This window comes from Bacillus cereus group sp. BfR-BA-01380 (assembly GCF_022663535.1).
Classification (GTDB): Bacteria; Bacillota; Bacilli; order Bacillales; family Bacillaceae_G; genus Bacillus_A; species Bacillus_A cereus_BB.
Window position 1 is genome coordinate 127,325 of sequence record NZ_JAKUFS010000007.1, and the last position, 22,727, is coordinate 150,051.

A 22,727-nucleotide genomic window follows, 5' to 3' on the forward strand; every position below is an offset into this window, starting at 1 on the left:
GAAGCAACTTATATGTTGGGAAATTAAAATGGATTTATATAGTATTTGAAAAAAATCCTATAAAATGCAACCATTTGAATCTCTATATAGTCTAATAGGTGTACAAAGATATATACGTATATGAATCTTTTAAAGGGGGAGCTATATGGAGTTACTCTTAAAGCGAGCACAAAAGGGTGATGAAGAAGCCTTTATTGAGGCAATTGATATTATAATGCCGCAAATGTATAAGGTCGCAAAAGCACGTCTCAAAAATGAAGAAGATATAGGCGATGCTGTGCAGGAAACCATTCTTGCAGCGTTTAGCAATTTGAAGAAATTAAAAGAACCGCGATATTTTAAAACATGGATTATGAAAATATTAATGAATAAGTGTAACGATATAATAAGAAAAAATAAAATTGTATATGTCGAAGATTACGAGCAAGTTCCGAGTCAGCATGCGATGAATGAAAAGATAGAACAAAAATTAGATTTCGAAAGTATTTTAAACCATTTAAGTGTCGAGTACAGATTAGTGATTGTTTTATTTTATGTAAATAAATTTACGACAAAAGAAATAAGTGAAATTTTAAGTGAAAAAGAAGGAACGATAAAATCGAGATTAAGTAGAGCAAGGCAGCAGTTAAAAACATACTACTTACAAGAAAATCAAACATTAAGTAATGGGAGGAGTTCAAATGAATTTTAACTTTGAGAAGCAGTTAGAAGAATCATTAAATGAAGATACCTTAATCCCTAAAAGTGTTATAGAAAAGAAAGAATTTGCTTTTGAGCAAATCAGAAACAGTAAAAAAACGAAAAAACGATTTTTATATAAAAAACAAATTGCTGCTGTGATTACAGGCTTATCTATTGCGGGTCTTGCTTTGTATGGTGAGTCTCCTTTGGCGATGGTAAAGGAAATCTTCCTTACAAAAGATCGAGGGGTACAAAAGGCTGCAGATAACGGATATATGCAAAAAGTAGAGAAAAATAATAGTATGAAAGATAGTGGAGTTACAATTCAAGTAAAGGACATAGCGTATGATAAATCAAAAATCGTATTTTCATTACGGTATAAATTTGATGATAAAAGTGTGTTGCAAAAAGTTTCCGGATTAAACATGGTATACGATTTAACTGACAATAAAGGAAGATATATAGAAAAAGCTGATACAACAACTGGTTTAACGGAGGAGAATGGAGAAATATTGGCAGGCGGAGAACAAAGTATACGGGTAGATGCAGAGCATGGTGAACTGACAGGTAATTTTGTTTTATACCCAATGAATCCGATTACTGATATTAAGAGTTTGAATTTCAATATACAATCAATCCAATTATTTTCATCGTTAGAAAATCAAGATACTACATTTATGACAGAAGCAGAAACAAAATCTAATATCGAGAAAGAAAATATTTTTGCATTTCATAAAAGTGGCATGCAATTAAATAAAGAAATTCTTGGAAAATGGGAAAATAGTATCACAGTCGATAATAAATTTAATAAAAATTATGATATCAAATATATTCCTCAGCAAGAACTGGAATCGTTAAAAATTTCTTCTGCTGAATTGTTGCCAACAGGGATGAATATCACGTTTGAATTTGATTCTGTAGAGGATGTTGAAAAGAGAAAACAAATAAACCAGACAATTAATAGTATTACGTTAATTGATCATAAAGGAAAAGCGTATCAATCAACATTGAAGGGATATTCAAAAACTTTAAATAATGAGAAGAGCATTAAGGTGAAAACATTTGATATTACTTCTTTTGATGAAGTAGGAGATTTTAAAGTGATTTTGAAAGATGAGAATGGAAAAGATGTTGAGATTAATTTAAAGAAAGAATAATTGATCAGGAAAGAAGACTTTTTGTTAAGGAAGTCTTCTTTACCAATTCAGTCTCTACATCGTTAAGGGTTTCACTTTATATCGGTAGAATGTAATATTTGTTGAAGGGAATAACATGAGTCTCTTGAATTTATATATTAAAGAAGATGTGTGGTTCATAACCCGCATCTTTTTCTTATGCAAAGGGAAAGAATGGGGAGATAAGATGGGATAGCGAAAGAAAAAATCGTAGTACATAATAAGCGGCAGGAGTTTCTAAAAGGAATGAAGCACATTTTACCGATTGCCTCTGCAAGTATTGTTGATGGACTTATTTTTGGTATTCTTGCAAAACAAACGGGATTAGGCGTTCTTGAAGTGTTGCTGTTAAATATGACTTCCTCACAATTTGCAGCAATAGGATTTATTACGCAAGGAGTGGTTGGATGGCCCATGATTTTGTCCACGACGCTTTTAAATGTAAGACAAATGTTATATGGATTATCGTTAGGACCGGCACTCCGTAATGTTTCTACCGGCAAGTTAATGATGATGGCGTGGATGTTAAATGATGAAATGTATGCTTTGAAGTCTGCGTATGTAGCGAAAGGTAATAAGGCTAGTTTACCTTATTATTTTGGAGCAGGTGCGTTAGATTATGTCATTTGGAATGTAAGTACACTTGTGGGATTGTATTTTGGCACTTTTATTTCGAATCCAGAAGAATATGGTCTTGATTTTGCGTTTGTTGCAACGTTTTTAGGTTTTTTAGCAACGAGTATTGTTTCTCGCTTTTATGCAGTTGTTGCGCTTGTTTCGGGAGCGGCTGCATGTATGGGATATTATATAGGAGGAACGACGTTGGCGGTTGTATTTGGTACCATTAGTGCTGTAATTGTAGGGGTGATGCATCGTGAATAGTATGTTACTTGTATCGATTTGTATTATGGTTTTACTGACATATGTAACTCGTTTTCCAATGCTCTTGTTAAGTTCTCGTATTTCGTTTCCAAAGTGGGCGGAAAGAGGTTTGAAGGTTGTTCCAATTGGTATTTTTGCTTCATTAACAATTCCGCTTGTTCTGTTCCATGAAAAGGGAGGAACATGGAGTCCTGAGTATATAGTTGCAGGGATTGTAGCATTTGGTGTAGGCGTATGGAAAAGGCAAGTTGTATTTTCGTTATTAACTGGAGTTATTACACTTGTGTGCTGGAGAATATTTGTAGGGTGGTAATAGGTTTGTAATAGTCCGAATATTATGATTGTAACAGGGGAATCCCTATACTATAATGAAAATAAGCAACATGAATACACATTCATTTATTTTAGAACGGGCGTACCGCAGAGAAGTTATGTTTTTATAATGTAGAGAAGGGGGAGTTAGAAGTGGAAAAACCATGGTTGCAAAATTATCCAAAGGAAATTCCGCACACGATTTCTTTTGATATGAAGCCTCTTCATGTGTATTTGCAGGAAGCCGCTTCACAATACCCAGAAAAGAAAGCGCTTCATTTCCTGGGGAAGGATATTACGTTCGCAGAGCTAGATCGTAAAGTCAGGCAATTTGCCAATTACCTTCAGAGGCTTGGATTAGAAAAAGGGGACCGAGTTGCGATTATGCTGCCAAACTGTCCGCAAGGTGTTATCGGTTATTACGGAACACTATTAGCTGGCGGTGTTGTCGTGCAAACGAATCCGCTTTATACAGAAAGAGAGCTTGAATACCAACTTCATGATTCAGGTGCGAAAGTTATTCTTTGTCTCGATATCGTATTTCCGAAAGTCAGCAATGTTCAGTCTAGAGCGAATATTGAACATGTCATTGTGACACGCATCGCCGATTATTTACCATTTCCAAAAAATTTATTGTATCCATTTGTACAGAAGAAACAAACAAATCTCGTTGTTCATGTAAAAGAAAGTGAGAATATTCACGTTTGGAAATCTATTGAACGTACAGAGGATGAAGCGGTAGACGTGCCGTGCAATCCAGAAGAAGATTTGGCACTTTTACAATATACAGGCGGAACGACAGGATTTCCAAAGGGCGTTATGCTTACTCATAAAAATCTTGTATCTAATACAAGGATGGGAATTCATTGGCTTTATAATTGCCGGGCAGGTGAAGAGGTTATTCTCGGAGTATTGCCGTTTTTTCATGTATATGGGATGACAGCTGTTATGAATCTGTCAATTATGGAAGCGTATAAAATGGTCCTCATTCCGAAATTTGATATTAAAATGGTATTAGAGGCGATTAAAAAACATCGCGTTACGTTATTTCCTGGAGCTCCGACTATTTATATTGCACTATTAAACTATCCTGAACTTCATAAATATGATGTTTCTTCTATTAGCGCATGTATTAGCGGATCAGCTGCTCTTCCAGTTGAAGTGCAAGAACAGTTTGAAAGTGTGACAGGCGGAAAGCTTGTAGAAGGATACGGTTTGACAGAATCATCCCCGGTTACGCATGGTAACTTTTTATGGACAAAGCGAGTGCCCGGAAGTATTGGCGTGCCATGGCCGAGTACAGATGCGCGTATTCTTTCACTAGAAACAGGTGAACCGTTGCCGATAGGTGAGGTTGGTGAAATTGTTGTGAAAGGCCCGCAAGTAATGAAAGGTTACTGGAATAAGCCGGAGGAAACAGCAGCGGTGCTGAAAGATGGATGGCTGTATACAGGTGATGTTGGATATATGGATGAAGACGGCTTTTTTTATGTGAAAGATCGGAAGAAAGATATGATAGTGGCAAGTGGATTTAACGTATATCCGCGTGAAGTAGAGGAAGTATTATATGAGTATGAAAAAGTGCAAGAAGTGGTTGTTCTTGGTGTACCTGACCCGTATCGTGGTGAAACGGTAAAAGCGTTCGTTGTTGTGAAAGATAGTGTAACATGTTCAGAAGAAGAATTAAATGCATTTGCTCGCAAATATTTAGCAGCATATAAGGTGCCGAAAGTATATGAGTTTCGAAAAGAATTACCGAAAACAACTGTTGGTAAGATTTTGCGTCGTGTGCTTGTTGAGGAAGAGTTGCAAAAGCAAGATGATGAGCAAACGGGCTAATGCCCTTTCTTTTTTTGAGTGAATAGCATTGACAATAGTTGAAATAGTCAGTATTATTGAAATGTGAATGAATCATCATTCAGTCATCTTCTTAAAGGGGATAGTACTGTGAAAAAGAATCGACCTAAATATAATCAAATTATTGATGCAGCGGTGATTGTCATCGCAGAAAATGGATACCACCAAGCCCAAGTTTCAAAAATAGCAAAACAAGCTGGTGTTGCCGATGGAACGATATATTTATATTTCAAAAATAAAGAAGATATATTGATATCCTTATTTCAGGAGAAGATGGGAGAATTTATCGAAACAATTCGGCAAAAAACAGCAGGAATTGAAAGCGCTGTAGAGAAGTTATTTATGTTGGTAGAAACGCACTTCTCTTTACTTTCGCAAAATGATTCTCTTGCTATCGTTACGCAACTAGAACTTCGCCAATCTAACCAGGACTTACGCCTCAAAATTAATGAAGTGCTGAAAGGGTACTTGCAAGTCATTGATGAAATTTTAGAAACTGGCGTACGACAAGGAGAATTTCGCACGGATTTAAATGTCCGTGTGGCGAGACAAATGATTTTCGGAACAGTAGATGAAGTTGTTACCAACTGGGTAATGAGCGATCATAAATATGATTTGGTCGCAAATTCGAAAACGGTGCATGAGCTATTAATAGCAGCTTGTGGTTACCGCAATTAATGGGGAGGGAGTACATTTGAATTTCCTATCTGTAACGGTGGAGGATTACATAGCAATTGTAAAGATTAATCATCCGCCAGCAAATGCGATGTCTTCACAAGTTATTAGTGAAGTTGGTGAACTGCTTGATGCAGTGGAAACGGATGAGAATGTGCGCGTTGTCCTTGTTCATGGAGAAGGCCGCTTTTTCTCAGCGGGAGCGGATATTAAAGAGTTCACTTCTGTTGAAGAAGCAAAAGAGGCAACAAAATTATCACAACATGGACAAGTGATCTTTGAACGTGTTGAAAAATTTACAAAGCCAATTATTGCGGCGATTCACGGCGCAGCGCTTGGCGGAGGATTAGAACTTGCGATGTCTTGCCATATGCGCTTTGTAAGTGAAACTGCAAAAATCGGTTTGCCAGAGTTAACGCTAGGATTGATCCCAGGATTTGCGGGGACGCAGCGCTTACCGCGTTATGTTGGGAAAGCGAAAGCTTGTGAAATGATGTTAACAAGCGATCCGATTTCAGGTGTGGAAGCAGCTGAGGTTGGGCTTGCAAACCGGGCATTCCCTGAAGAAGTATTATTAGAAGAGGCGCTGAAGGTGGCGAAAAAGATTGCTGGAAAAAGCGCAGCATCTGTCCGTGCTGTATTAGAACTGCTACAAACAACGAAGTCTTCTCATTATTATGAGGGAGTACAACGTGAGGCGCAAATATTTGGTGAAGTGTTCACTAGTGCAGATGGAAGAGAAGGTGTAGCAGCGTTTTTAGAAAAACGTAAACCTTCTTTTAGCGGCAGGTAGTTCTCTATTTTTTTAATATAAATTAACGGAATATTATAATTAACTAAATTTTTCTTAAAAAACAAGGGGGTAAATAGAATGAACATCTACGTACTCATGAAACGAACATTTGATACAGAAGAAAAAATCGCAATTAAAAACGGTGCAATTTACGATGGCGAAGCAGAATTCATCATCAACCCTTACGATGAATATGCGATTGAAGAAGCAATTCAAGTAAGAGATGCAAATGGCGGTGAAGTTACAGTAGTTACTGTTGGCGGTGAAGATAGTGAAAAAGAACTTCGCACGGCATTAGCGATGGGCTGTGATAAGGCGGTACTAATCAACATTGAAGATGATGTTGAAGATGGCGATCAATATACAACAGCAAAAGTGCTTGCTGAGTACTTAAAAGAGAAGGATGTCGACTTAATTTTAGGTGGTAACGTAGCGATTGACGGTGCATCTGGACAAGTTGGACCACGTGTAGCGGAAGCGCTGAATATCCCATATGTAACAACAATTACAAAGCTTGAAATTGACGGTACAAACGTGAAAATCGAGCGTGATATAGAAGGAGATACAGAAGTAATTGAAACATCGTTACCTCTGTTAGTAACAGCGCAGCAAGGTTTAAATGAACCGCGTTATCCATCGCTTCCAGGTATTATGAAAGCGAAGAAAAAGCCGCTAGAAACTTTAGAATTAGATGATTTAGATTTAGATGAAGATGATGTAGAAGCGAAAACAAAAACGATTGAAATCTATTTACCTCCTAAGAAAGATGCTGGAAAAGTGTTACAAGGCGAACTGCAAGATCAAGTAAAAGAACTTGTATCGTTATTGCATACAGAAGCGAAAGTAGTTTAAAAAATACTAGGATATTCAGGAGGGAAAACATATGGCTCGTAAAGTATTAGTAATGGGAGAAGTTCGTGACGGTTCTTTACGTAACGTTTCATTTGAGGCAGTAGCAGCCGCAAAAACAATTGCAGAAGGCGGACAAGTGGTCGGTCTTTTACTAGGTGAAAACGTCGCTTCATTCGCACAAGAACTCATTTCTTACGGTGCAGATCGCGTTGTGACAGTTGAAAGCGATAAATTGGCTTCATATACGTCTGATGGATATGCGCAAGCATTTTTAGCAGTGTATGAAGAAGAAAAACCAGAAGGAATTGTGTTTGGACATACGGCATTAGGAAAAGATTTATCACCAAAACTTGCAGCGAAATTAGAGGCAGGTCTTATTTCTGACGTGACAGCGTTAGAAGTGGCTGGTGGCAATGTTGTGTTCACACGTCCAATTTATTCTGGTAAAGCATTTGAGAAGAAGATTGTAACAGATGGGGTCTTATTTGCGACAATTCGTCCAAATAACATTGCACCGCTTGAAAAAGATGAAGCGCGTACAGGCGACGTTTCTTCTATGACAGTCGATGTAAAAGATTTACGTACAGTGATTAAAGAAGTTGTTCGTAAAACAGCAGAAGGCGTAGACCTTTCCGAAGCAAAAGTGATTATTGCAGGCGGACGCGGTGTGAAAAGTGAAGATGGTTTCAAGCCGTTAAAAGAACTAGCAGATGTACTTGGCGGAGCAGTCGGTGCGTCTCGTGGAGCTTGTGATGCAGAGTACTGCGATTATTCACTGCAAATTGGGCAAACAGGTAAAGTTGTAACGCCAGATTTATATATTGCATGTGGTATTTCTGGTGCGATTCAACATTTAGCTGGTATGTCCAACTCAAAGATTATTGTAGCAATTAACAAAGATCCAGAAGCGAATATTTTTAAAGTAGCTGACTATGGCATTGTTGGTGACTTATTCGAAGTATTGCCGCTTCTAACAGAAGAATTTAAAAAGTTAAAAGTACACTCTTAAGTTGCGCATAATGAGTTCCTAGTAAGTAATTACCCCTATATAAATAAAGGAAAGCGAGAGGTCCCCTGCTTCTCGCTTTTTCGCTCAGAAGAATTTTTTCTAGTATAAAGGTTAATTAATTTGTTAAAATACTTAACGATACATATTATTCGCCACGTATATAAGATAATGATATACTTTGGTTAGAAAGTTCATAAAGGAGGAAATAAAATGGCAATTGTAAACGCAACTGACCAAACTTTCGCAGCTGAAGCAAGCGAAGGTCTTGTATTAGTAGATTTTTGGGCACCTTGGTGCGGCCCTTGTAAAATGATTGCTCCTGTATTAGAAGAAATCGATGCAGAATTAGGCGATAAAGTAAAGGTAGTAAAAGTAGATGTGGATGAAAACCAAGAAACAGCTCGTAAATTCGAAGTAATGAGCATCCCAGCTCTTTTCGTATTAAAAGATGGTCAAGTGGTTGATCAAGCATTAGGTTACAAACCGAAAGAAGCGTTAGCTGAATTAGTATCTAAACACTTCTAATCCGAGAAAAAGCTGCCACGTGGCAGCTTTTTTCTTATGTGGGAAAATGTGAAAACGTGTATAATGTTTTCATTTTTTTCTGCTTTCCATTACAATAAAAGAACGTATGTTGGGAAAATAAGAATGATAAACATGCAAGAAACGGAGGAATACGAGTGCACCAGCATTTAAAAGAGAAGTTAGCGATTTTACCGGACCAACCGGGCTGTTATTTAATGAAAGATAAGCAAGGAACAGTTATCTATGTCGGGAAAGCCAAGGTGTTAAAAAATCGTGTGCGCTCGTATTTTACTGGTTCACATGATGGGAAAACACTTCGGCTTGTAGAAGAAATTGTTGACTTTGAATATATTGTCACCTCCTCGAATCTAGAGGCTCTCATTTTAGAGTTAAATTTAATTAAAAAATATGATCCAAAGTATAATATCCAATTAAAAGATGATAAAACATACCCATTTATTAAAATTACAGCTGAAAAAGAGCCGCGTTTGCTTATTACGAGAAATGTAAAAAAGGATAAAGGAAAATATTTTGGTCCATATCCAAATTCACAGTCAGCTCATGAAACGAAAAAGTTGCTAGATCGTATGTATCCGCTTCGGAAATGTACAAATATACCAGATAAAGTTTGTTTATATTATCATATGGGACAATGCTTAGCGCCATGTGTACAAGAGGTAACAGATGAACAAAATAAAGAACTTGTCGATGGAATTATTAAGTTTTTAAATGGTGGACATAAAGAAATTCGTTCGGAATTGGAAGCAAAAATGTATGAAGCATCAGAAAAATTAGAGTTTGAACGAGCGAAAGAATTGCGAGATCAAATTGCTCATATGGATGCGATTATGGAAAAACAGAAAATGATTATGAGCGACTTAGTTGATCGCGATGTGTTTGGTTATGCGGTCGATAAAGGGTGGATGTGCGTGCAAGTATTTTTCGTTCGAAAAGGAAAGTTAATTGAACGGGATGTTTCGATGTTTCCGATTTATGATGATCCGGAAGAAGGGTTTCTAACATTTATCGGGCAATTTTATGAACAAAATAATCACTTTAAACCGAAAGAAATTGTTGTACCAAGCAGCATTGATCATGAACTGATCGGAAAATTTTTAGACGTAGAAGCAACGCAGCCAAAACGGGGCAAGAAAAAAGAACTTGTCGATTTAGCGAGTAAGAATGCGAAAATTGCACTGCATGAAAAATTTTATTTAATTGAACGCGATGAAGAACGCTCCATTAAGGCGGTAGAAAACTTAGGAGAACATCTAGGAATTGAAACACCGCATAGAATTGAGGCATTTGATAATTCTAACATTCAAGGGACAAATCCGGTTTCCGCGATGATTGTCTTTATCGATGGGAAACCTGCCAAAAAAGAGTATCGCAAATATAAAATTAAAACGGTGCAAGGACCCGATGATTATGAATCGATGCGTGAAGTTGTGCGCCGCCGTTATACGCGTGCTTTAAAAGAAAGCTTACCCCTTCCAGATTTAATTGTCATTGATGGTGGGAAAGGTCATCTCGCTGTAGTAGCTGATGTGTTAGAAAATGAACTCGGTCTTTCTATTCCAACAGCAGGGCTCGTGAAAGATGATAAACATCGTACGTCACATTTAATAATTGGTGAACCGCCGGAACCTGTTCTGCTAGAGCGCAACAGTCAAGAGTTTTACTTATTACAGCGTATTCAAGACGAAGTGCACCGTTTTGCGATTACGTTTCATCGTCAAATTCATGGGAAATCTGTCATTCAATCGGCATTGGATGATATACCAGGAGTCGGAGAAAAACGTAAGAAAACACTTTTAAAACATTTTGGTTCTCTTAAGAAAATGAAAGAATCGTCTGTTCCAGACATTATAGAAGCTGGAATGCCGCAAAAAATAGCAGAAACCATTCATGCGTATTTAACAGGGAAGACATTGTAGGTGGCAATGTCTTCTATTTTTTTGTTGGAATCCAAGAATGTCACAAATCGTATAAAGTGACTGTTATATTATATATAAGTTAAAAAATCTCTTTCTTTTTTAGGCGGGTGAGAGCATCTGTTCATGCATAGAAGCGTCAGGGCCTTTTTCTGCCACAACAAAGTTTAAAACAAAGGGAGAAGCCGAATGTGCTATATTTTTTATTCTGCATAGCAGCGACTTATAAAGAAAAGCGGAAGCCGCTCGCTCAGAACAAGAGGGGGATGGAGCTTCTGACATAGAGGCGCTTTTTGCCTCGGCGGAAGACGCGAAGCCACCGACTGTTCTAGCCGCTGGAGCTGGATTATAAAGAAAAGTGGAGCCGACTGTTTAGACATGAGGGCCTAGGAGGCAGAGCTAGACAAAGATACCGGGAAATTAAAATGGATTTCTATAGAGAAAGTAAAACTTCCATCAGAAGAGCGCATGCTCACAAATAGTGGGATAAAAAAAGTCAACTGGACATGGTCATGTCTAGTTGACTTATGAATGTGCATTATGCTTCGACAGGATCTTTTACATCCCATTGCACAAGAAATGTAACAGAGTTAGAGCGCTTTTTCTGTTCTTCGTAAGATTCAGCAATCACATTACGCTGCTTCTGAATTTGCTCAGCAATAAAACCAGCTTCTAATTGGTAAGAAGAATGTCTTTTTTGTTGCTGGCGTTCTTCAATAAGAGCACCTGTTAGTTTAAAGTACATTTCACGACGTTTATGTTCAAAAATCGTTAAGTCACCCCAACCAGCCTTTTCGAAAAATTGGCTTATTTCATCGATTGTTTCTAACGGGTATTTTCGTGCTAAGTTTCTGCCAGCCCAATATAAAATGGCATCTAATTCTTTCCCTATTAAGTCAGGAAGTAATTCTTCACGAAGCAATTCATAGGCAAACGCATTGATTGAAATATTTTGTAAAGATTCGCTCTCAATTTTTTTTGTACTCACTATATTCCCCACTTTCTATACTGCCCATATTATATACCATTTTATATAGATAAACACAGCTATTTCTTTAGAAAAAATCTGATATAGAGAATGAAAAAAGAATATAAAAATTATATACAGATTATGTATACGTTTTCTTGACGCTTCGACAAAAATAGGAGTAAAATGAATTTGTTATCAAATTATGCTGAAATATTTCGAATAATTTTTTCAGTTTTTCTTATAACAATAGTGGAAAAATGCTATTGTTATAAAGTAATGTGCAAACAGCAATCAAATATTCGAGGGGGTAATGGGGACATGAAAGGCCGCGAGTATACATTTCGCAAGTGGCACTCGTTACTGGGTGTCATTCCAATTGGCGTCTTTATGACGCAACATTTAGTAATAAACAACTTTGCAACAAGAGGAGCAGAGGCTTTTAATGGTGCTGCTCATGTTATGGAAATGCTTCCATTCCGGTACGCATTGGAGATTTTTGTAATTTTCTTACCATTGCTGTATCATGCTGTATACGGTTTATATATCGCATTTACAGCTAAGAACAATGCAACATCTTACAGCTATTTCCGTAACTGGATGTTCGTTCTGCAACGATTTACAGGGGTGTTTACACTTATATTCCTAGCTTGGCACGTTTGGGAAACTCGCATTCAGGCTGCGCTTGGGCAAACGGTAAACTATGATATGATGGCAAATATTTTAGGTAATCCATTTATGTTTGGCTTCTATTTAGTTGGGATTTTATCAGCTATTTTCCACTTTGCAAATGGATTATGGACATTCTTTATTAGCTGGGGTATCACAGTATCACCACGTTCACAGCGTATTTCTACGTATGTAACATTAGCAGTTTTCTTAATATTATCGTACGTAGGAGTGAGCGCATTATTTGCGTTCATTAATCCGAATCTAGCAAACTTGTAAGGAGTGGGAGAGCATGAAAGGGAAACTTATCGTAGTTGGCGGTGGATTAGCCGGCTTAATGGCAACGATTAAAGCAGCGGAAGCAGGCGTGAACGTAGAACTATTCTCTTTAGTACCAGTGAAACGTTCTCACTCTGTATGCGCGCAAGGCGGCATTAACGGTGCTGTAAATACAAAAGGTGAAGGGGATTCTCCATGGATCCACTTTGACGATACAATTTATGGAGGAGATTTCTTAGCGAACCAACCTCCTGTAAAAGCGATGTGCGATGCAGCACCTGGTATTATTCACTTAATGGATCGCATGGGTGTTATGTTTAACCGTACGGAAGAAGGATTACTAGACTTCCGCCGCTTCGGTGGAACGCAGCATCACCGCACAGCATTCGCTGGTGCAACAACAGGACAGCAATTATTATATGCGTTAGATGAGCAAGTACGCCGTCATGAAGTAGCGGGTCTTGTTACGAAATATGAGGGCTGGGATTTCTTACGCGCTGTTGTAGATGACGAAGGTGTATGTCGCGGAATCGTAGCGCAAGATTTACAATCTATGGAGATTAAAAGTTTCCGAGCTGATGCTGTAATTATGGCAACAGGGGGCCCTGGTATCATCTTCGGAAAATCTACAAACTCTATTATCAATACAGGTACAGCAGCATCTGCTGTATATCAACAAGGTGCATATTATGCAAATGGTGAGTTCATTCAAATTCATCCGACTGCAATTCCTGGGGATGATAAGTTACGTCTGATGAGTGAATCTGCACGTGGTGAAGGTGGACGCGTTTGGACGTATAAAGACGGTAAACCATGGTACTTCTTAGAAGAGAAATATCCTGCATATGGAAACCTTGTACCTCGTGATATTGCAACGCGTGAAATTTTCGATGTGTGCGTTGAGCAAAAGTTAGGTATTAACGGTGAAAACATGGTATATCTAGATCTTTCTCATAAAGATCCGAAAGAACTAGATATTAAACTTGGTGGAATCATTGAAATCTATGAAAAATTCACAGGTGATGATCCTCGTAAACTACCGATGAAAATCTTCCCAGCTGTTCATTACTCAATGGGCGGACTATGGGTTGACTATAAGCAAATGACAAGTATTCCAGGGTTATTTGCAGCTGGTGAGTGTGATTATTCAATGCATGGTGGTAACCGACTAGGTGCTAACTCATTACTTTCAGCGATTTACGGCGGAATGGTAGCGGGACCAAATGCAATTGAATACATGAAAGGACTTTCAAAATCATCTGATGCTGTTTCATCTGCTGTATATGAGCAAAATGAATTAATCGAAACAGAAAAATTCAACAATATTTTAACGTTAGATGGTAATGAAAATGCATATGTTCTTCATAAAGAGCTTGGAGAATGGATGACAGATAACGTAACAGTAGTTCGTGATAATAAAAAATTATTAGAAACAGATGCGAAAATCGAAGAGTTAATGGCGCGATATAAACGCATTAACATTAACGATACAGCGAAATGGAGTAACCAAGGTGCTTCATTTACACGTCAATTGGCAAATATGTTGGAATTGGCTCGTGTTATTACAATTGGTGCATATAACCGTAATGAAAGTCGCGGTGCGCATTATAAACCAGAATTCCCAGATCGTGATGATGAGAACTTCTTGAAAACAACAATGGCGAAGTTTGAAGGAGAAGGAGTGGCGCCAGCATTCCATTACGAAGACGTTGATATTTCATTAATTAAACCACGTAAGCGTGATTATTCTTCAAAACATGAAGTAGCTGGTAAGGGTGAAGAGAAGGGGGATAAGCAACATGTCTGAGAAAACAATCCGCCTTATTATTACAAGACAAGATGACCAGAACTCACAGGAGTATGATCAAGAATTTGAAATTCCATATCGTCCAAATATGAATATTATTTCGGCATTAATGGAAATTCGTCGTAACCCTGTTGATGCAAAAGGGAACAAGACAACACCTATTGCTTGGGATATGAACTGTTTAGAAGAGGTGTGCGGAGCATGTTCGATGGTAATCAACGGAAAACCACGTCAATCATGTACAGCACTTATTGATCAACTAGAACAACCAATTCGCTTAAAACCAATGAAAACATTCCCGGTTATTCGTGATTTGCAAGTGGATCGCAGTCGTATGTTTAACGCGTTAAAGCGTGTAAAAGCATGGATCCCGATTGATGGTACGTATGATTTAGGTCCAGGGCCAAGAATGCCAGAGAAGAAACGTCAATGGGCATATGAATTATCAAAATGTATGACTTGCGGTGTATGTTTAGAGTCATGTCCAAACGTAAACAATAAATCTGATTTTATTGGTCCAGCACCACTTTCACAAGCACGTTTATTTAATGCACATCCAACGGGTGAAATGCATAAAGCGGATCGTTTACGTGCAATCATGGGTGATGGCGGACTTGCAAACTGCGGTAACTCACAAAACTGTGTACAATCTTGTCCAAAAGGAATTCCATTAACGACATCGATTGCTGCATTAAACCGTGATACAACGATTCAATCTTTTAAAGATTTCTTTGGTAGTGACAATAACTATTAATTTAAATTGCCTCTTCAGTTTGAAGAGGCAATTTTTGTAGGTATATAAATACACAACATAAAAAAACTTTTCATTTAGGGTGGACGAGAGAGTCTGGCTATGCGTAGAAGCGGTCAGGGCTTTTTTCTCGCCACGGGCGATGGTAAAACAAAGAGAGAAGACAAGTGCAGGTCCCTTTGTGTTTTGCAAAGCAGTACATTTTGGTTTTAAATTTCCGAAAAATCAAATAATATTAAAGGGAGTAAGCAAGAAGGAGATGGATGTTTGTGAAGAAGATTCATTATATTGAACATTTTGAAGAGTGGGCGAGTGCATTTTCATTTTATATTCCTGTAAAGGTTCGTTTTGGTGAAACGGATATGTTTGGGCATATGAATAACGGTGTTGCGTTTACTTATTTTGAATTAGCTCGTATTGAATTTTTTAAAGAACTTGGTTTTATGCAAGAGTGGGTGCATGAATCGTCAGAAACGATGATTGTAGTAGCGGATTTACAATGTAATTTTTTGAAACAGGTATTCTTTGATGAGAACTTAAAAGTGTATGTAAAAGCAGAAAATGTGGGAAACTCGTCTTTAGATTTACACTATATGGTGAAGAATGAGGCGGGAGAGATTTGTTTAGTGGGACGCGGAGCGATGGTACAGGCTTCTAAAAAAATGGGAAAAGGAGTACCTTGGTCAGTAGAATGGAAAGAAAGGTTAGTAGATTAAAAAAATAAGAGAGCGCATAGCTCTCTTATTTTTTGTCTTCCGTCGCTTCTTCTAATGTTAGGTGATGCGTATATAAATATGTGGCATGCGGATTGCCGACAAAACGAAGATGCCATGGCTCATAAGCATATTCTGTAATGTTTGTTTTATCTTTCGGATAACGGATAATAAATCCAAATTCGTGCGCATGCTCTGCCACCCATTTTCCTTCAGGTGTTTCTCCGAATACAGACTCCAATTGAAGATTTGCTGAATTAGAGCTAATATCTATAGCAAGTCCTGTTTGATGCTCGCTTGTTCCAGGAACGGCACTTAACGAATCAGCAGCTTCTTTTCCTTGACGATCTACGTATGTGTTGTGTAATGACTGTTGTCGTTTATAAGAGCGAAATCCAGATACAGCTGAAAGCTCAATTCCTTGTTTTTTTGCTATTTCAAACATTGTTTCTAAGGCATCTGCTGCTGGCTTACGAAGTAATGTTTTTTCTTTATCTTTCGGAGATAAAAATGGAACATTTGGTTTTGTTAAATCACTTGGTGTATAAGAGTCTGGTAGCTTTCGATGCTTGTTGACTAATACGAGTAATGAATCAGGATTATTGACAAGGCTATATTGATCATCTGTTTTTTTTGCTGTCGTACTTGCTTTTGGGAACGGTGGAATCTCTTCTTTTGGATGTTCAGCATGCCTTTTTGTTTCAACTGTTTCAACTGCTTCTGCTTGTTTGTGTATGAAGGATTTAGAGAGAAGAGTTATTAAAGAAATAACAATGATAATAATAATCGAAATTAAAAGGGTCCTTTTTATAATTCTTTTTTTAATCATTTTTAACCGATGTAGTCCTTTCTAAAATGCTCGTACTTGAATATCTTTTTACATTATAAATCTATCTTATATAAAAAGGAACAAAGGAGTTGTGATGTAATGAAAATGAAAAAAAATTGTAAAAAAATGTCGATTATTATTCCGTTTGTTTTAAGTGGCACAATTATAACCTTCCGTTAACTCTATTTTTATGTTATAAGAAAAAAATAAAGGATGGCACAGTGCCACCCTTTATTTTTTATCTTCAAATGCTTTTAAGTTGTCTCTGCGAATTTTATCTTTTTCTGCATCTGTTTTTTTAAAGTCATAGTTATATAAAGAGCCTTCCCAGTCACCATACATAGGATTTGGGAAAACAATAAATTTCTCGCCAAATTGCGCTTTTAATTCTTCTACTTTCTTATTACGATCTTGCGTGGATAATCCATCAAAACCAATGAAATCTGATAAATTATCACCAAATAATAAGACGATATCATGCGTTTGTGAAACGAGTTCACGACGTTTTTCTTTTCCTTTTTCTTTCGGCTCTTGTAGCAAGACGTGTTCTTTCGTTGCTTGTGGAGCACCGATGCGCTCTAAATTTTTAATCGTTGCATCTAATTGATTTGTTTTACGATTTGAAATGTAGTAAATATCTACACCTTTTGATTCTGCGTGTTTTAAGAAGTCAATTGCGCCAGGAAGAGCTGCCGCTTCGGCTTTATTAATCCAGTCATCCCATTTATAAGGATAGCCTTTTCCTGTTTTCACAGACATTGCTTGATGTGGACTGTTATCAACAACAGTTTCGTCTAAGTCTAGTACAACAGCTGGTTTCTTGCTCGTCCCCTTAGCAAGAGATGCATCTAGCTTTAGTGTACCGATGTTGTAGCCTTGGTAGTATAATGCTTTCGCTTCACCAGATGTCTGATACCATAAGTCAGCCATTAATTGTTGATCTGTTAGTTGGACCTTTTCTTCTTTTGCTTTTGCTGATGTCTGTTCTGCTGTTGTGTTGCATGCTGTTAAAGTTGTAGATAACAATGCAACAGATAACAGTGTTGTTAATGTTCTCTTCTTCATAGCGTCCTCCTAAGGTGTGTAATTCGATTATTGAGTATATTATGATGATATAATTAATTATATCACAATAACATAATGAAAAGCGCATGCAATTTTGCATATTGATATACGTATATATTTTAGTATGTGCAATGTTATAATAAAATATGGAAAAAACATACGTATTTTGAATATTATTAAATTTATAGGACTAAATTTGAAGGAGAGAAAAGTATGACATTGCAGATTCAACAATTAACCAAGCGGTTTGGTGAAAATGTTGCAGTGGATCATTTAAATCTTACCTTACCAAAAGGTGAAGTATTAGGACTTCTAGGACGAAACGGTGCAGGAAAAACAACAACCATTAAAATGTTGTTAAGTTTATTAACGTCAAATGAGGGTAGCATCACGTGGGATAAGAAAGAGATTTCGAAGAGTGGTGTAACAATTGGTTATCTTCCTGAAGAGAGAGGTTTGTATACGAAAAGTCGAGTAATTGATCAGCTTCGCTATTTTGGGAGATTAGAAGGAATGACAAGGAAAGAAGTAGATACAGCCATTGATTTTTGGTTAGGAAAATTAGCGATCCCTGAATATAAGTATAAGCCTGCAGGGGAACTTTCGAAAGGGAATCAACAAAAAATTCAATTAATCGCAGCACTTCTACATGACCCGGAGTTACTTATTTTAGATGAACCGTTTAGTGGATTGGATCCCGTAAATGCTGAAATGCTAGCAAATATTATTGAAGAACAAATTCAAAGAGGGAAAACAATTATTTTATCAAGTCATCGTATGGAACAAGTTGAATCGTTTTGTCAGCATGTGTGTATTTTAAAGAAAGGTGCAGCGATTGTAGAAGGTCACTTAAGTGATATAAAAAAAGAATATGGATTTCGAAATTTAACAATTGAAGATAACGAAGAAAATGAAAAAGCATTGCAAGCATTACAGGTTGTGTATGAGAAACGTCTTGGTTATCTTTATATTAAAGTTCGGGAAGATACAGAAGCCCTATCAATCTTGCAAAAATTACAAGATCAAGGTGTGCATTTACGTCAGTTTAAAATGCTAGAACCGACCTTAAATGAAATCTTTGTGGAAAGGGCGAAATAAGGATGCGTAAATTTTTTCATGTGTTTTCATTTTATTTTAGAGAATCATTTCTTTCCAAAAAATCACTGATTACAAGTGGGGTTTTATTTTTGGTGGTATTTGGAATTTTTGCTTTTAATCACTTTACCTCTGATAAAGATAAAAATAAAGACAAAGATAAATTGGCAATCGTAATGGATAGTTCGACATATATAGTGCAAGAAGAGATGTTAAATAAAGTTCTTCCGTCAGCTCAAATACAAGTGGAAAAGAAAGAACAGTTAGAAAAACTTCATAAACAAGTTGAAGAAGGAAAGCTAGATGGTCTCTTTTACGTTACAGAGAAAAATGGAGTTCCCGAAGTAACGTACATGTACAACGGTTTTCCAAGTCGAGAAACGTCTACTATTATAGCAAACTATTTGAAACGGCAATATACGCAAGTGATTCTTTCGGAACATAAGGTGCCGTCTGATGTAGCGCAGCAATTACAAACAGATATTTCGGTGAAAGAAGAAGCGATAAAAGATCGTGCTTCCTCCTTCGGTATTGCATATGTGTTTATATTTGTACTATATATGTTTATCATGGCGTTTGGAAACACAATTGCGATGAATATCGCATCAGAAAAATCCTCTCGTGTTATGGAAATTATGCTTTCGAAAGTGAAACCGCTGTATATGATGTACGCTAAAATTCTTGCTGTTGTTACAACAGCGTTATTACAAATTGCTATCCTTGCATGTGGTTTTCTCGTTCCAGTTTTAATTGGATGGATTGACTTAGATCATGCGTCTGTATTTGGTCTTCCAGTTGATTTTGCGAAGTTAGATGCAAAAGTTATTAGTCTGTTTATTGTATTTTTTATTACTGGCTATTTATTATACGCGATGATGTATGCAGCAGCTGGAGCTGTTGTATCAAAAACAGAAGACTTACAATCAGTATCATTTCCAGTCGCAATTTTAATTATGGCAGCGTTTTTCGTTAGTATGAAATCATTATCAGATCCAAATAGTACAATTGTTGTGATTAGTTCATATGTTCCTTTCTTTACGCCGATGGTTACATTCTCACGAGTTGTAGCTGGAGAAGCTGGCGCTTTAGAAATTAGCATTACCTTATCGTTATTACTTGCGACAATCTTCCTTTTAAACTTTATTACAAGTCGTATTTACGTAAACGGTGTCATGAACTATTCCGATAAAGTGAAATTTAAAGATCTTACTAAATTTATAAAGCGTCATTAATACAAAAAAAATCCTGATTCTTCATAAGTAAATCAGGATTTTTTCTCTGGATTTACAATGCTTTTTATTTTATCCCGCTATTTGTGGGCAGTAATACTCCCACCTCAAAATTCGGTGAAAGCATTGTCCAGTTCCAGTGGTTAGAATGTTCGGTGGCTTCGCTTCTTCCTGCGAGGTAAAAAACACCTCTACGTCAGAAGCTCCATCCCCCTCACATTCTGGACGAGCCACTTCCACATTTCTTTGTTGTCCAGCTCTAGCGGCTAGAATCTCCGGTCGTTTCGCCCCCTCGGACGAGGCAAAAAGCGCCTCTCTGTCAGGTGCGTGGGCGTCCTGCGATTCTGAGCGAGCCGCTTCCGCTTTTCTTAAGAAGTTAGGCGGGAGATAAACTGCCCGTAAAAGCCCGATTGGTGAGGGCTGATTAAAGTTTCACTTTATCTTACTGATGGAAGTTTCACTTTATATAACGAAAGAAAGTGGTATATAATAAAAGATACGTTATTTTTTATGAACGATAGAGAATGGAATAAAGGAGGGGAATACAAGTGGGGATTAGTAGTCGTTTTACGGTGGCTGTTCATATGTTAACATTATTAGCAGTTGATAAAACTTCACGCTGTACATCTGAATGGATTGCTGGTAGTGTCAATACAAACCCAGTCGTTATTCGCCGAATTACAGGAATGCTAAAAAAAGCAGGACTAGTTGATGTACAAGCTGGAAAAGGCGGTACTTCTTTAGCTCGGGATTTAGACGAAGTGACGTTACTTGATGTATACAAAGCAGTTGAAGTTGTGGAAGAAGGACATTTATTTTCTTTTCATGATAATCCAAATGTACAATGTCCGGTTGGAGCAAATATTCAAAATGTGTTAGAAATTATATTGTTACAAGCGCAAGAAGCGATGGAAAATGTTCTTGCAAATGTAAAGGTAAAACAGCTCGTTACGAATTTAGAAGAAAAAATAAAACAATAAAAGAACCTAGCCTTCTATCATGCAAGGCTAGGTTCTTTTTCGTTAAGCGTTACGTACTGTGAAGCGTTGACGTAGGAATTGCGGAGTTGCTATTTCGTCTAATAAAGCAACCGCGTAGTTTGGAATGGAAACGCGACTTTCACCGTTTTCATCTGTTAATAACTGATCTGTACCTGTTATATATTTGCCTGTGCGTTCTCCTGGTTCGATCATTGCAGCAGGACTTAAATTCGTCCAGTTAAAATCGGATTGTTTATATACCTCTAAGGCATCGCGGTGAGCTAATGCAATTGACTTCCATTCTGTAGGAAAGTCTGGTGTATCGACAACTTGTAAGCCCGGTGCTACCTCTAAGCTACCTGCGCCTCCAACTGACACAAGACGAGAGACGCCAGCTTGTTTTGCTGCTTGTAATAAAGAATGTGTTGCTTCTACAAGTTTCTCATCTTCACCATGTTTAGGACCAAATGCACTAATTAAAACGTCATGATTTGCTGCCTCTTTTGCAATGCTGCTTGCATGAAAGATATCACCCGTTACAACATGTAAATTTTCATGTGTTGTTTCTACGCGAGATGCGTTGCGTACAATCGCTGTTACTTCGTGTCCGCGTGTTAAAGCTTCCTCAATGATTTGTTTTCCAATGTTACCAGTTGCGCCTACTACTGCGAGTTTCATGTTCATGCTCCTTTTTCACTTTATTGTATATAAAAATGTATCTATTTGTATTTAAGTTGTAACGAATTTTGTTACAAGTCAATGTAACCATTATAGTTACACCTATTATTCTTTGTCAACATAAAAAACAATTTAGATAAAGGAGAAGTTTCCGTTTAATTTGAAACAAACCGAAAACAAGGGGAATAAAATAAAGTGAAACTTCCACCAGTGGGGGATAACTGCCCACGAATAGCGGGATATAGAAAAGGCACCGCAAAAAGCAGTGCCCTTATTCATAAGAACTTGGCATGAGCAATATAAGAATGAAATAAGCTAAAAAACCTGTTCCAAAACATAAGATAGCGATTAGCCAAAGAATGCGGATCATACTTGTGCTTACACCGAAATATTCTCCTAAACCACCGCATACGCCGAGAAACACTTTATCTGTTGAAGATTTATATAATCTTTTTTCTGTCATGAACGCCTCTCCTTTCCATGATTCATCATTTTTTATGTAGCAATGAACAGGAACGATTGAATTATATTGCATTTTTAGAGAGAAGATGACTGCTTTATCCCGCATTAGCGGACAATGCTTGTGGGAGTGAAAATAATTTTTTATAAATACATGCAATTTCTGCTTATTTGTATTCACCACGACTTGCTTCTATTCATACAATATCTTGACTAAATAAACACCCAACTTACACACATACAGCTCTGGCTTAAGCAAGGAGGGTTATACCAATTGAAGGAAAAAGAATATCAATCTAAACCGTTGCTCACAAAAAGAGAAAGAGAAGTGTTTGAGTTACTCGTTCAAGATAAAACAACAAAAGAAATTGCAAGTGAACTATTTATTAGTGAAAAGACCGTACGTAACCATATTTCAAATGCAATGCAAAAGCTAGGAGTTAAGGGACGCTCACAAGCAGTTGTCGAGCTCCTTCGTATGGGAGAGCTTGAACTATAAAGAATAAAGCCG

At 37.3% G+C, this 22,727-nt stretch carries 24 protein-coding genes; 19 read left to right on the top strand and 5 right to left on the bottom strand.

Annotated features, from left to right (window positions below; translation table 11 throughout):
• Positions 1 to 145: 145 nt before the first annotated feature.
• From MR076_RS09010 to uvrC, 11 genes are all read left to right on the top strand, one after another.
• On the top strand, positions 146 to 691 hold the full coding sequence (locus MR076_RS09010) for an RNA polymerase sigma factor (protein WP_242219833.1): 546 nt from the start codon (positions 146 to 148) through the stop codon (positions 689 to 691).
• Positions 681 to 1,838, top strand: coding sequence for a DUF4179 domain-containing protein (locus MR076_RS09015; protein ID WP_242219834.1), 1,158 nt, complete (start codon positions 681 to 683; stop codon positions 1,836 to 1,838). The genes MR076_RS09010 and MR076_RS09015 overlap by 11 nt, the downstream gene beginning before the upstream one ends.
• A 264-nt stretch (positions 1,839 to 2,102) precedes the next feature.
• Entirely contained in the window at positions 2,103 to 2,738 is a 636-nt protein-coding gene (locus tag MR076_RS09020; RefSeq protein WP_242219837.1) for an AzlC family ABC transporter permease, read from the top strand.
• Between the two features lies 1 nt (position 2,739).
• Positions 2,740 to 3,051 carry an AzlD domain-containing protein gene (locus MR076_RS09025; protein ID WP_242219993.1) on the top strand — a complete coding sequence of 104 codons (312 nt, stop codon included), beginning with the start codon at positions 2,740 to 2,742 and terminating at the stop codon, positions 3,049 to 3,051.
• A 152-nt stretch (positions 3,052 to 3,203) separates the two neighbouring features.
• A complete protein-coding gene (locus MR076_RS09030) occupies positions 3,204 to 4,889 on the top strand; it encodes a long-chain-fatty-acid--CoA ligase (RefSeq protein WP_242219839.1) in 1,686 nt (561 codons plus the stop codon).
• A gap of 108 nt (positions 4,890 to 4,997) precedes the next feature.
• Positions 4,998 to 5,585: a TetR/AcrR family transcriptional regulator gene (locus tag MR076_RS09035; protein ID WP_472927082.1), complete on the top strand. Its 588-nt coding sequence runs from the start codon at positions 4,998 to 5,000 to the stop codon at positions 5,583 to 5,585.
• A gap of 16 nt (positions 5,586 to 5,601) precedes the next feature.
• Positions 5,602 to 6,375 carry an enoyl-CoA hydratase gene (locus MR076_RS09040; RefSeq protein WP_242219844.1) on the top strand — a complete coding sequence of 258 codons (774 nt, stop codon included), beginning with the start codon at positions 5,602 to 5,604 and terminating at the stop codon, positions 6,373 to 6,375.
• A 78-nt stretch (positions 6,376 to 6,453) separates the two neighbouring features.
• Complete coding sequence (gene etfB / locus MR076_RS09045) at positions 6,454 to 7,227, top strand: electron transfer flavoprotein subunit beta/FixA family protein (protein WP_242219846.1); 774 nt, start codon at positions 6,454 to 6,456, stop codon at positions 7,225 to 7,227.
• A 31-nt stretch (positions 7,228 to 7,258) separates the two neighbouring features.
• The gene (locus MR076_RS09050; RefSeq protein WP_242219848.1) at positions 7,259 to 8,236 is read left to right on the top strand and encodes an electron transfer flavoprotein subunit alpha/FixB family protein; all 978 of its coding nucleotides are present in this window, start codon (positions 7,259 to 7,261) and stop codon (positions 8,234 to 8,236) included.
• Between the two features lie 210 nt (positions 8,237 to 8,446).
• Positions 8,447 to 8,761, top strand: coding sequence for a thioredoxin (gene trxA / locus MR076_RS09055; protein ID WP_242219850.1), 315 nt, complete (start codon positions 8,447 to 8,449; stop codon positions 8,759 to 8,761).
• Between the two features lie 155 nt (positions 8,762 to 8,916).
• Positions 8,917 to 10,698: an excinuclease ABC subunit UvrC gene (gene uvrC / locus MR076_RS09060; protein WP_242219852.1), complete on the top strand. Its 1,782-nt coding sequence runs from the start codon at positions 8,917 to 8,919 to the stop codon at positions 10,696 to 10,698.
• Between the two features lie 535 nt (positions 10,699 to 11,233).
• Here the strand turns inward: uvrC and MR076_RS09065 are convergent.
• Complete coding sequence (locus MR076_RS09065; protein WP_242219855.1) at positions 11,234 to 11,683, bottom strand: YslB family protein; 450 nt, start codon at positions 11,681 to 11,683, stop codon at positions 11,234 to 11,236.
• Positions 11,684 to 11,983: 300 nt separating this feature from the next.
• On the opposite strand from MR076_RS09065, the gene MR076_RS09070 reads away from it, so the two are divergent.
• The 4 genes from MR076_RS09070 (at position 11,984) to MR076_RS09085 (ending at position 15,884) form a co-directional block, all read left to right on the top strand.
• Positions 11,984 to 12,610, top strand: a complete 627-nt coding sequence (locus MR076_RS09070; RefSeq protein ID WP_242219857.1) for a succinate dehydrogenase cytochrome b558 subunit — start codon at positions 11,984 to 11,986, stop codon at positions 12,608 to 12,610.
• 13 nt (positions 12,611 to 12,623) lie between these two features.
• Positions 12,624 to 14,417, top strand: coding sequence for a succinate dehydrogenase flavoprotein subunit (gene sdhA / locus MR076_RS09075; protein ID WP_242219859.1), 1,794 nt, complete (start codon positions 12,624 to 12,626; stop codon positions 14,415 to 14,417).
• On the top strand, positions 14,410 to 15,171 hold the full coding sequence (gene sdhB, locus MR076_RS09080; RefSeq protein WP_242219861.1) for a succinate dehydrogenase iron-sulfur subunit: 762 nt from the start codon (positions 14,410 to 14,412) through the stop codon (positions 15,169 to 15,171). Before sdhA ends, sdhB begins: the two co-directional genes overlap by 8 nt.
• A gap of 266 nt (positions 15,172 to 15,437) precedes the next feature.
• Complete coding sequence (locus MR076_RS09085) at positions 15,438 to 15,884, top strand: acyl-CoA thioesterase (protein WP_242219863.1); 447 nt, start codon at positions 15,438 to 15,440, stop codon at positions 15,882 to 15,884.
• A 25-nt stretch (positions 15,885 to 15,909) separates the two neighbouring features.
• Here the strand turns inward: MR076_RS09085 and MR076_RS09090 are convergent, their stop codons facing one another.
• Together MR076_RS09090 and MR076_RS09095 are read right to left on the bottom strand one after the other, a co-directional pair.
• Positions 15,910 to 16,692, bottom strand: a complete 783-nt coding sequence (locus MR076_RS09090; RefSeq protein ID WP_242219995.1) for a M15 family metallopeptidase — start codon at positions 16,690 to 16,692, stop codon at positions 15,910 to 15,912.
• A gap of 249 nt (positions 16,693 to 16,941) precedes the next feature.
• Entirely contained in the window at positions 16,942 to 17,775 is an 834-nt protein-coding gene (locus MR076_RS09095; RefSeq protein WP_242219865.1) for a 5'-nucleotidase, lipoprotein e(P4) family, read from the bottom strand.
• A 213-nt stretch (positions 17,776 to 17,988) separates the two neighbouring features.
• Between MR076_RS09095 and MR076_RS09100 the strand changes: the two genes are divergently transcribed.
• The 3 genes from MR076_RS09100 to MR076_RS09110 all read left to right on the top strand — a co-directional run bounded on the left by MR076_RS09100 (position 17,989) and on the right by MR076_RS09110 (position 21,079).
• Positions 17,989 to 18,873, top strand: coding sequence for an ABC transporter ATP-binding protein (locus MR076_RS09100; RefSeq protein ID WP_242219867.1), 885 nt, complete (start codon positions 17,989 to 17,991; stop codon positions 18,871 to 18,873).
• Between the two features lie 2 nt (positions 18,874 to 18,875).
• Positions 18,876 to 20,102: an ABC transporter permease gene (locus tag MR076_RS09105; protein WP_242219869.1), complete on the top strand. Its 1,227-nt coding sequence runs from the start codon at positions 18,876 to 18,878 to the stop codon at positions 20,100 to 20,102.
• A gap of 545 nt (positions 20,103 to 20,647) precedes the next feature.
• Positions 20,648 to 21,079: an Rrf2 family transcriptional regulator gene (locus MR076_RS09110; RefSeq protein ID WP_090919615.1), complete on the top strand. Its 432-nt coding sequence runs from the start codon at positions 20,648 to 20,650 to the stop codon at positions 21,077 to 21,079.
• A 42-nt stretch (positions 21,080 to 21,121) separates the two neighbouring features.
• Here the strand turns inward: MR076_RS09110 and MR076_RS09115 are convergent, their stop codons facing one another.
• Positions 21,122 to 21,757, bottom strand: coding sequence for an NAD(P)-dependent oxidoreductase (locus MR076_RS09115; RefSeq protein WP_242219871.1), 636 nt, complete (start codon positions 21,755 to 21,757; stop codon positions 21,122 to 21,124).
• Between the two features lie 271 nt (positions 21,758 to 22,028).
• Positions 22,029 to 22,220, bottom strand: a complete 192-nt coding sequence (locus MR076_RS09120; protein ID WP_242219872.1) for a PspC domain-containing protein — start codon at positions 22,218 to 22,220, stop codon at positions 22,029 to 22,031.
• 270 nt (positions 22,221 to 22,490) lie between these two features.
• Here MR076_RS09120 and gerE point away from each other — a divergent pair, with 270 nt between their 5' ends.
• Entirely contained in the window at positions 22,491 to 22,715 is a 225-nt protein-coding gene (gerE, locus tag MR076_RS09125; RefSeq protein WP_020060005.1) for a spore germination transcription factor GerE, read from the top strand.
• Positions 22,716 to 22,727 lie beyond the last annotated feature (12 nt).

Excerpts from the sequence above, each read along its gene's own strand:
- MR076_RS09010 (WP_242219833.1), top strand. The coding sequence starts at position 146 with ATGGAGTTACTCTTAAAGCGAGCACAAAAGGGTGATGAAGAAGCCTTT.
- MR076_RS09015 (WP_242219834.1), top strand. The coding sequence starts at position 681 with ATGAATTTTAACTTTGAGAAGCAGTTAGAAGAATCATTAAATGAAGAT.
- MR076_RS09020 (WP_242219837.1), top strand. The coding sequence starts at position 2,103 with ATGAAGCACATTTTACCGATTGCCTCTGCAAGTATTGTTGATGGACTT.
- MR076_RS09025 (WP_242219993.1), top strand. The coding sequence starts at position 2,740 with ATGTTACTTGTATCGATTTGTATTATGGTTTTACTGACATATGTAACT.
- etfB (WP_242219846.1), top strand. The coding sequence starts at position 6,454 with ATGAACATCTACGTACTCATGAAACGAACATTTGATACAGAAGAAAAA.
- MR076_RS09050 (WP_242219848.1), top strand. The coding sequence starts at position 7,259 with ATGGCTCGTAAAGTATTAGTAATGGGAGAAGTTCGTGACGGTTCTTTA.
- trxA (WP_242219850.1), top strand. The coding sequence starts at position 8,447 with ATGGCAATTGTAAACGCAACTGACCAAACTTTCGCAGCTGAAGCAAGC.
- MR076_RS09070 (WP_242219857.1), top strand. The coding sequence starts at position 11,984 with ATGAAAGGCCGCGAGTATACATTTCGCAAGTGGCACTCGTTACTGGGT.
- sdhA (WP_242219859.1), top strand. The coding sequence starts at position 12,624 with ATGAAAGGGAAACTTATCGTAGTTGGCGGTGGATTAGCCGGCTTAATG.
- sdhB (WP_242219861.1), top strand. The coding sequence starts at position 14,410 with ATGTCTGAGAAAACAATCCGCCTTATTATTACAAGACAAGATGACCAG.
- MR076_RS09095 (WP_242219865.1), bottom strand. The coding sequence starts at position 17,775 with ATGAAGAAGAGAACATTAACAACACTGTTATCTGTTGCATTGTTATCT.
- MR076_RS09100 (WP_242219867.1), top strand. The coding sequence starts at position 17,989 with ATGACATTGCAGATTCAACAATTAACCAAGCGGTTTGGTGAAAATGTT.
- MR076_RS09105 (WP_242219869.1), top strand. The coding sequence starts at position 18,876 with ATGCGTAAATTTTTTCATGTGTTTTCATTTTATTTTAGAGAATCATTT.
- MR076_RS09115 (WP_242219871.1), bottom strand. The coding sequence starts at position 21,757 with ATGAAACTCGCAGTAGTAGGCGCAACTGGTAACATTGGAAAACAAATC.
- MR076_RS09120 (WP_242219872.1), bottom strand. The coding sequence starts at position 22,220 with ATGACAGAAAAAAGATTATATAAATCTTCAACAGATAAAGTGTTTCTC.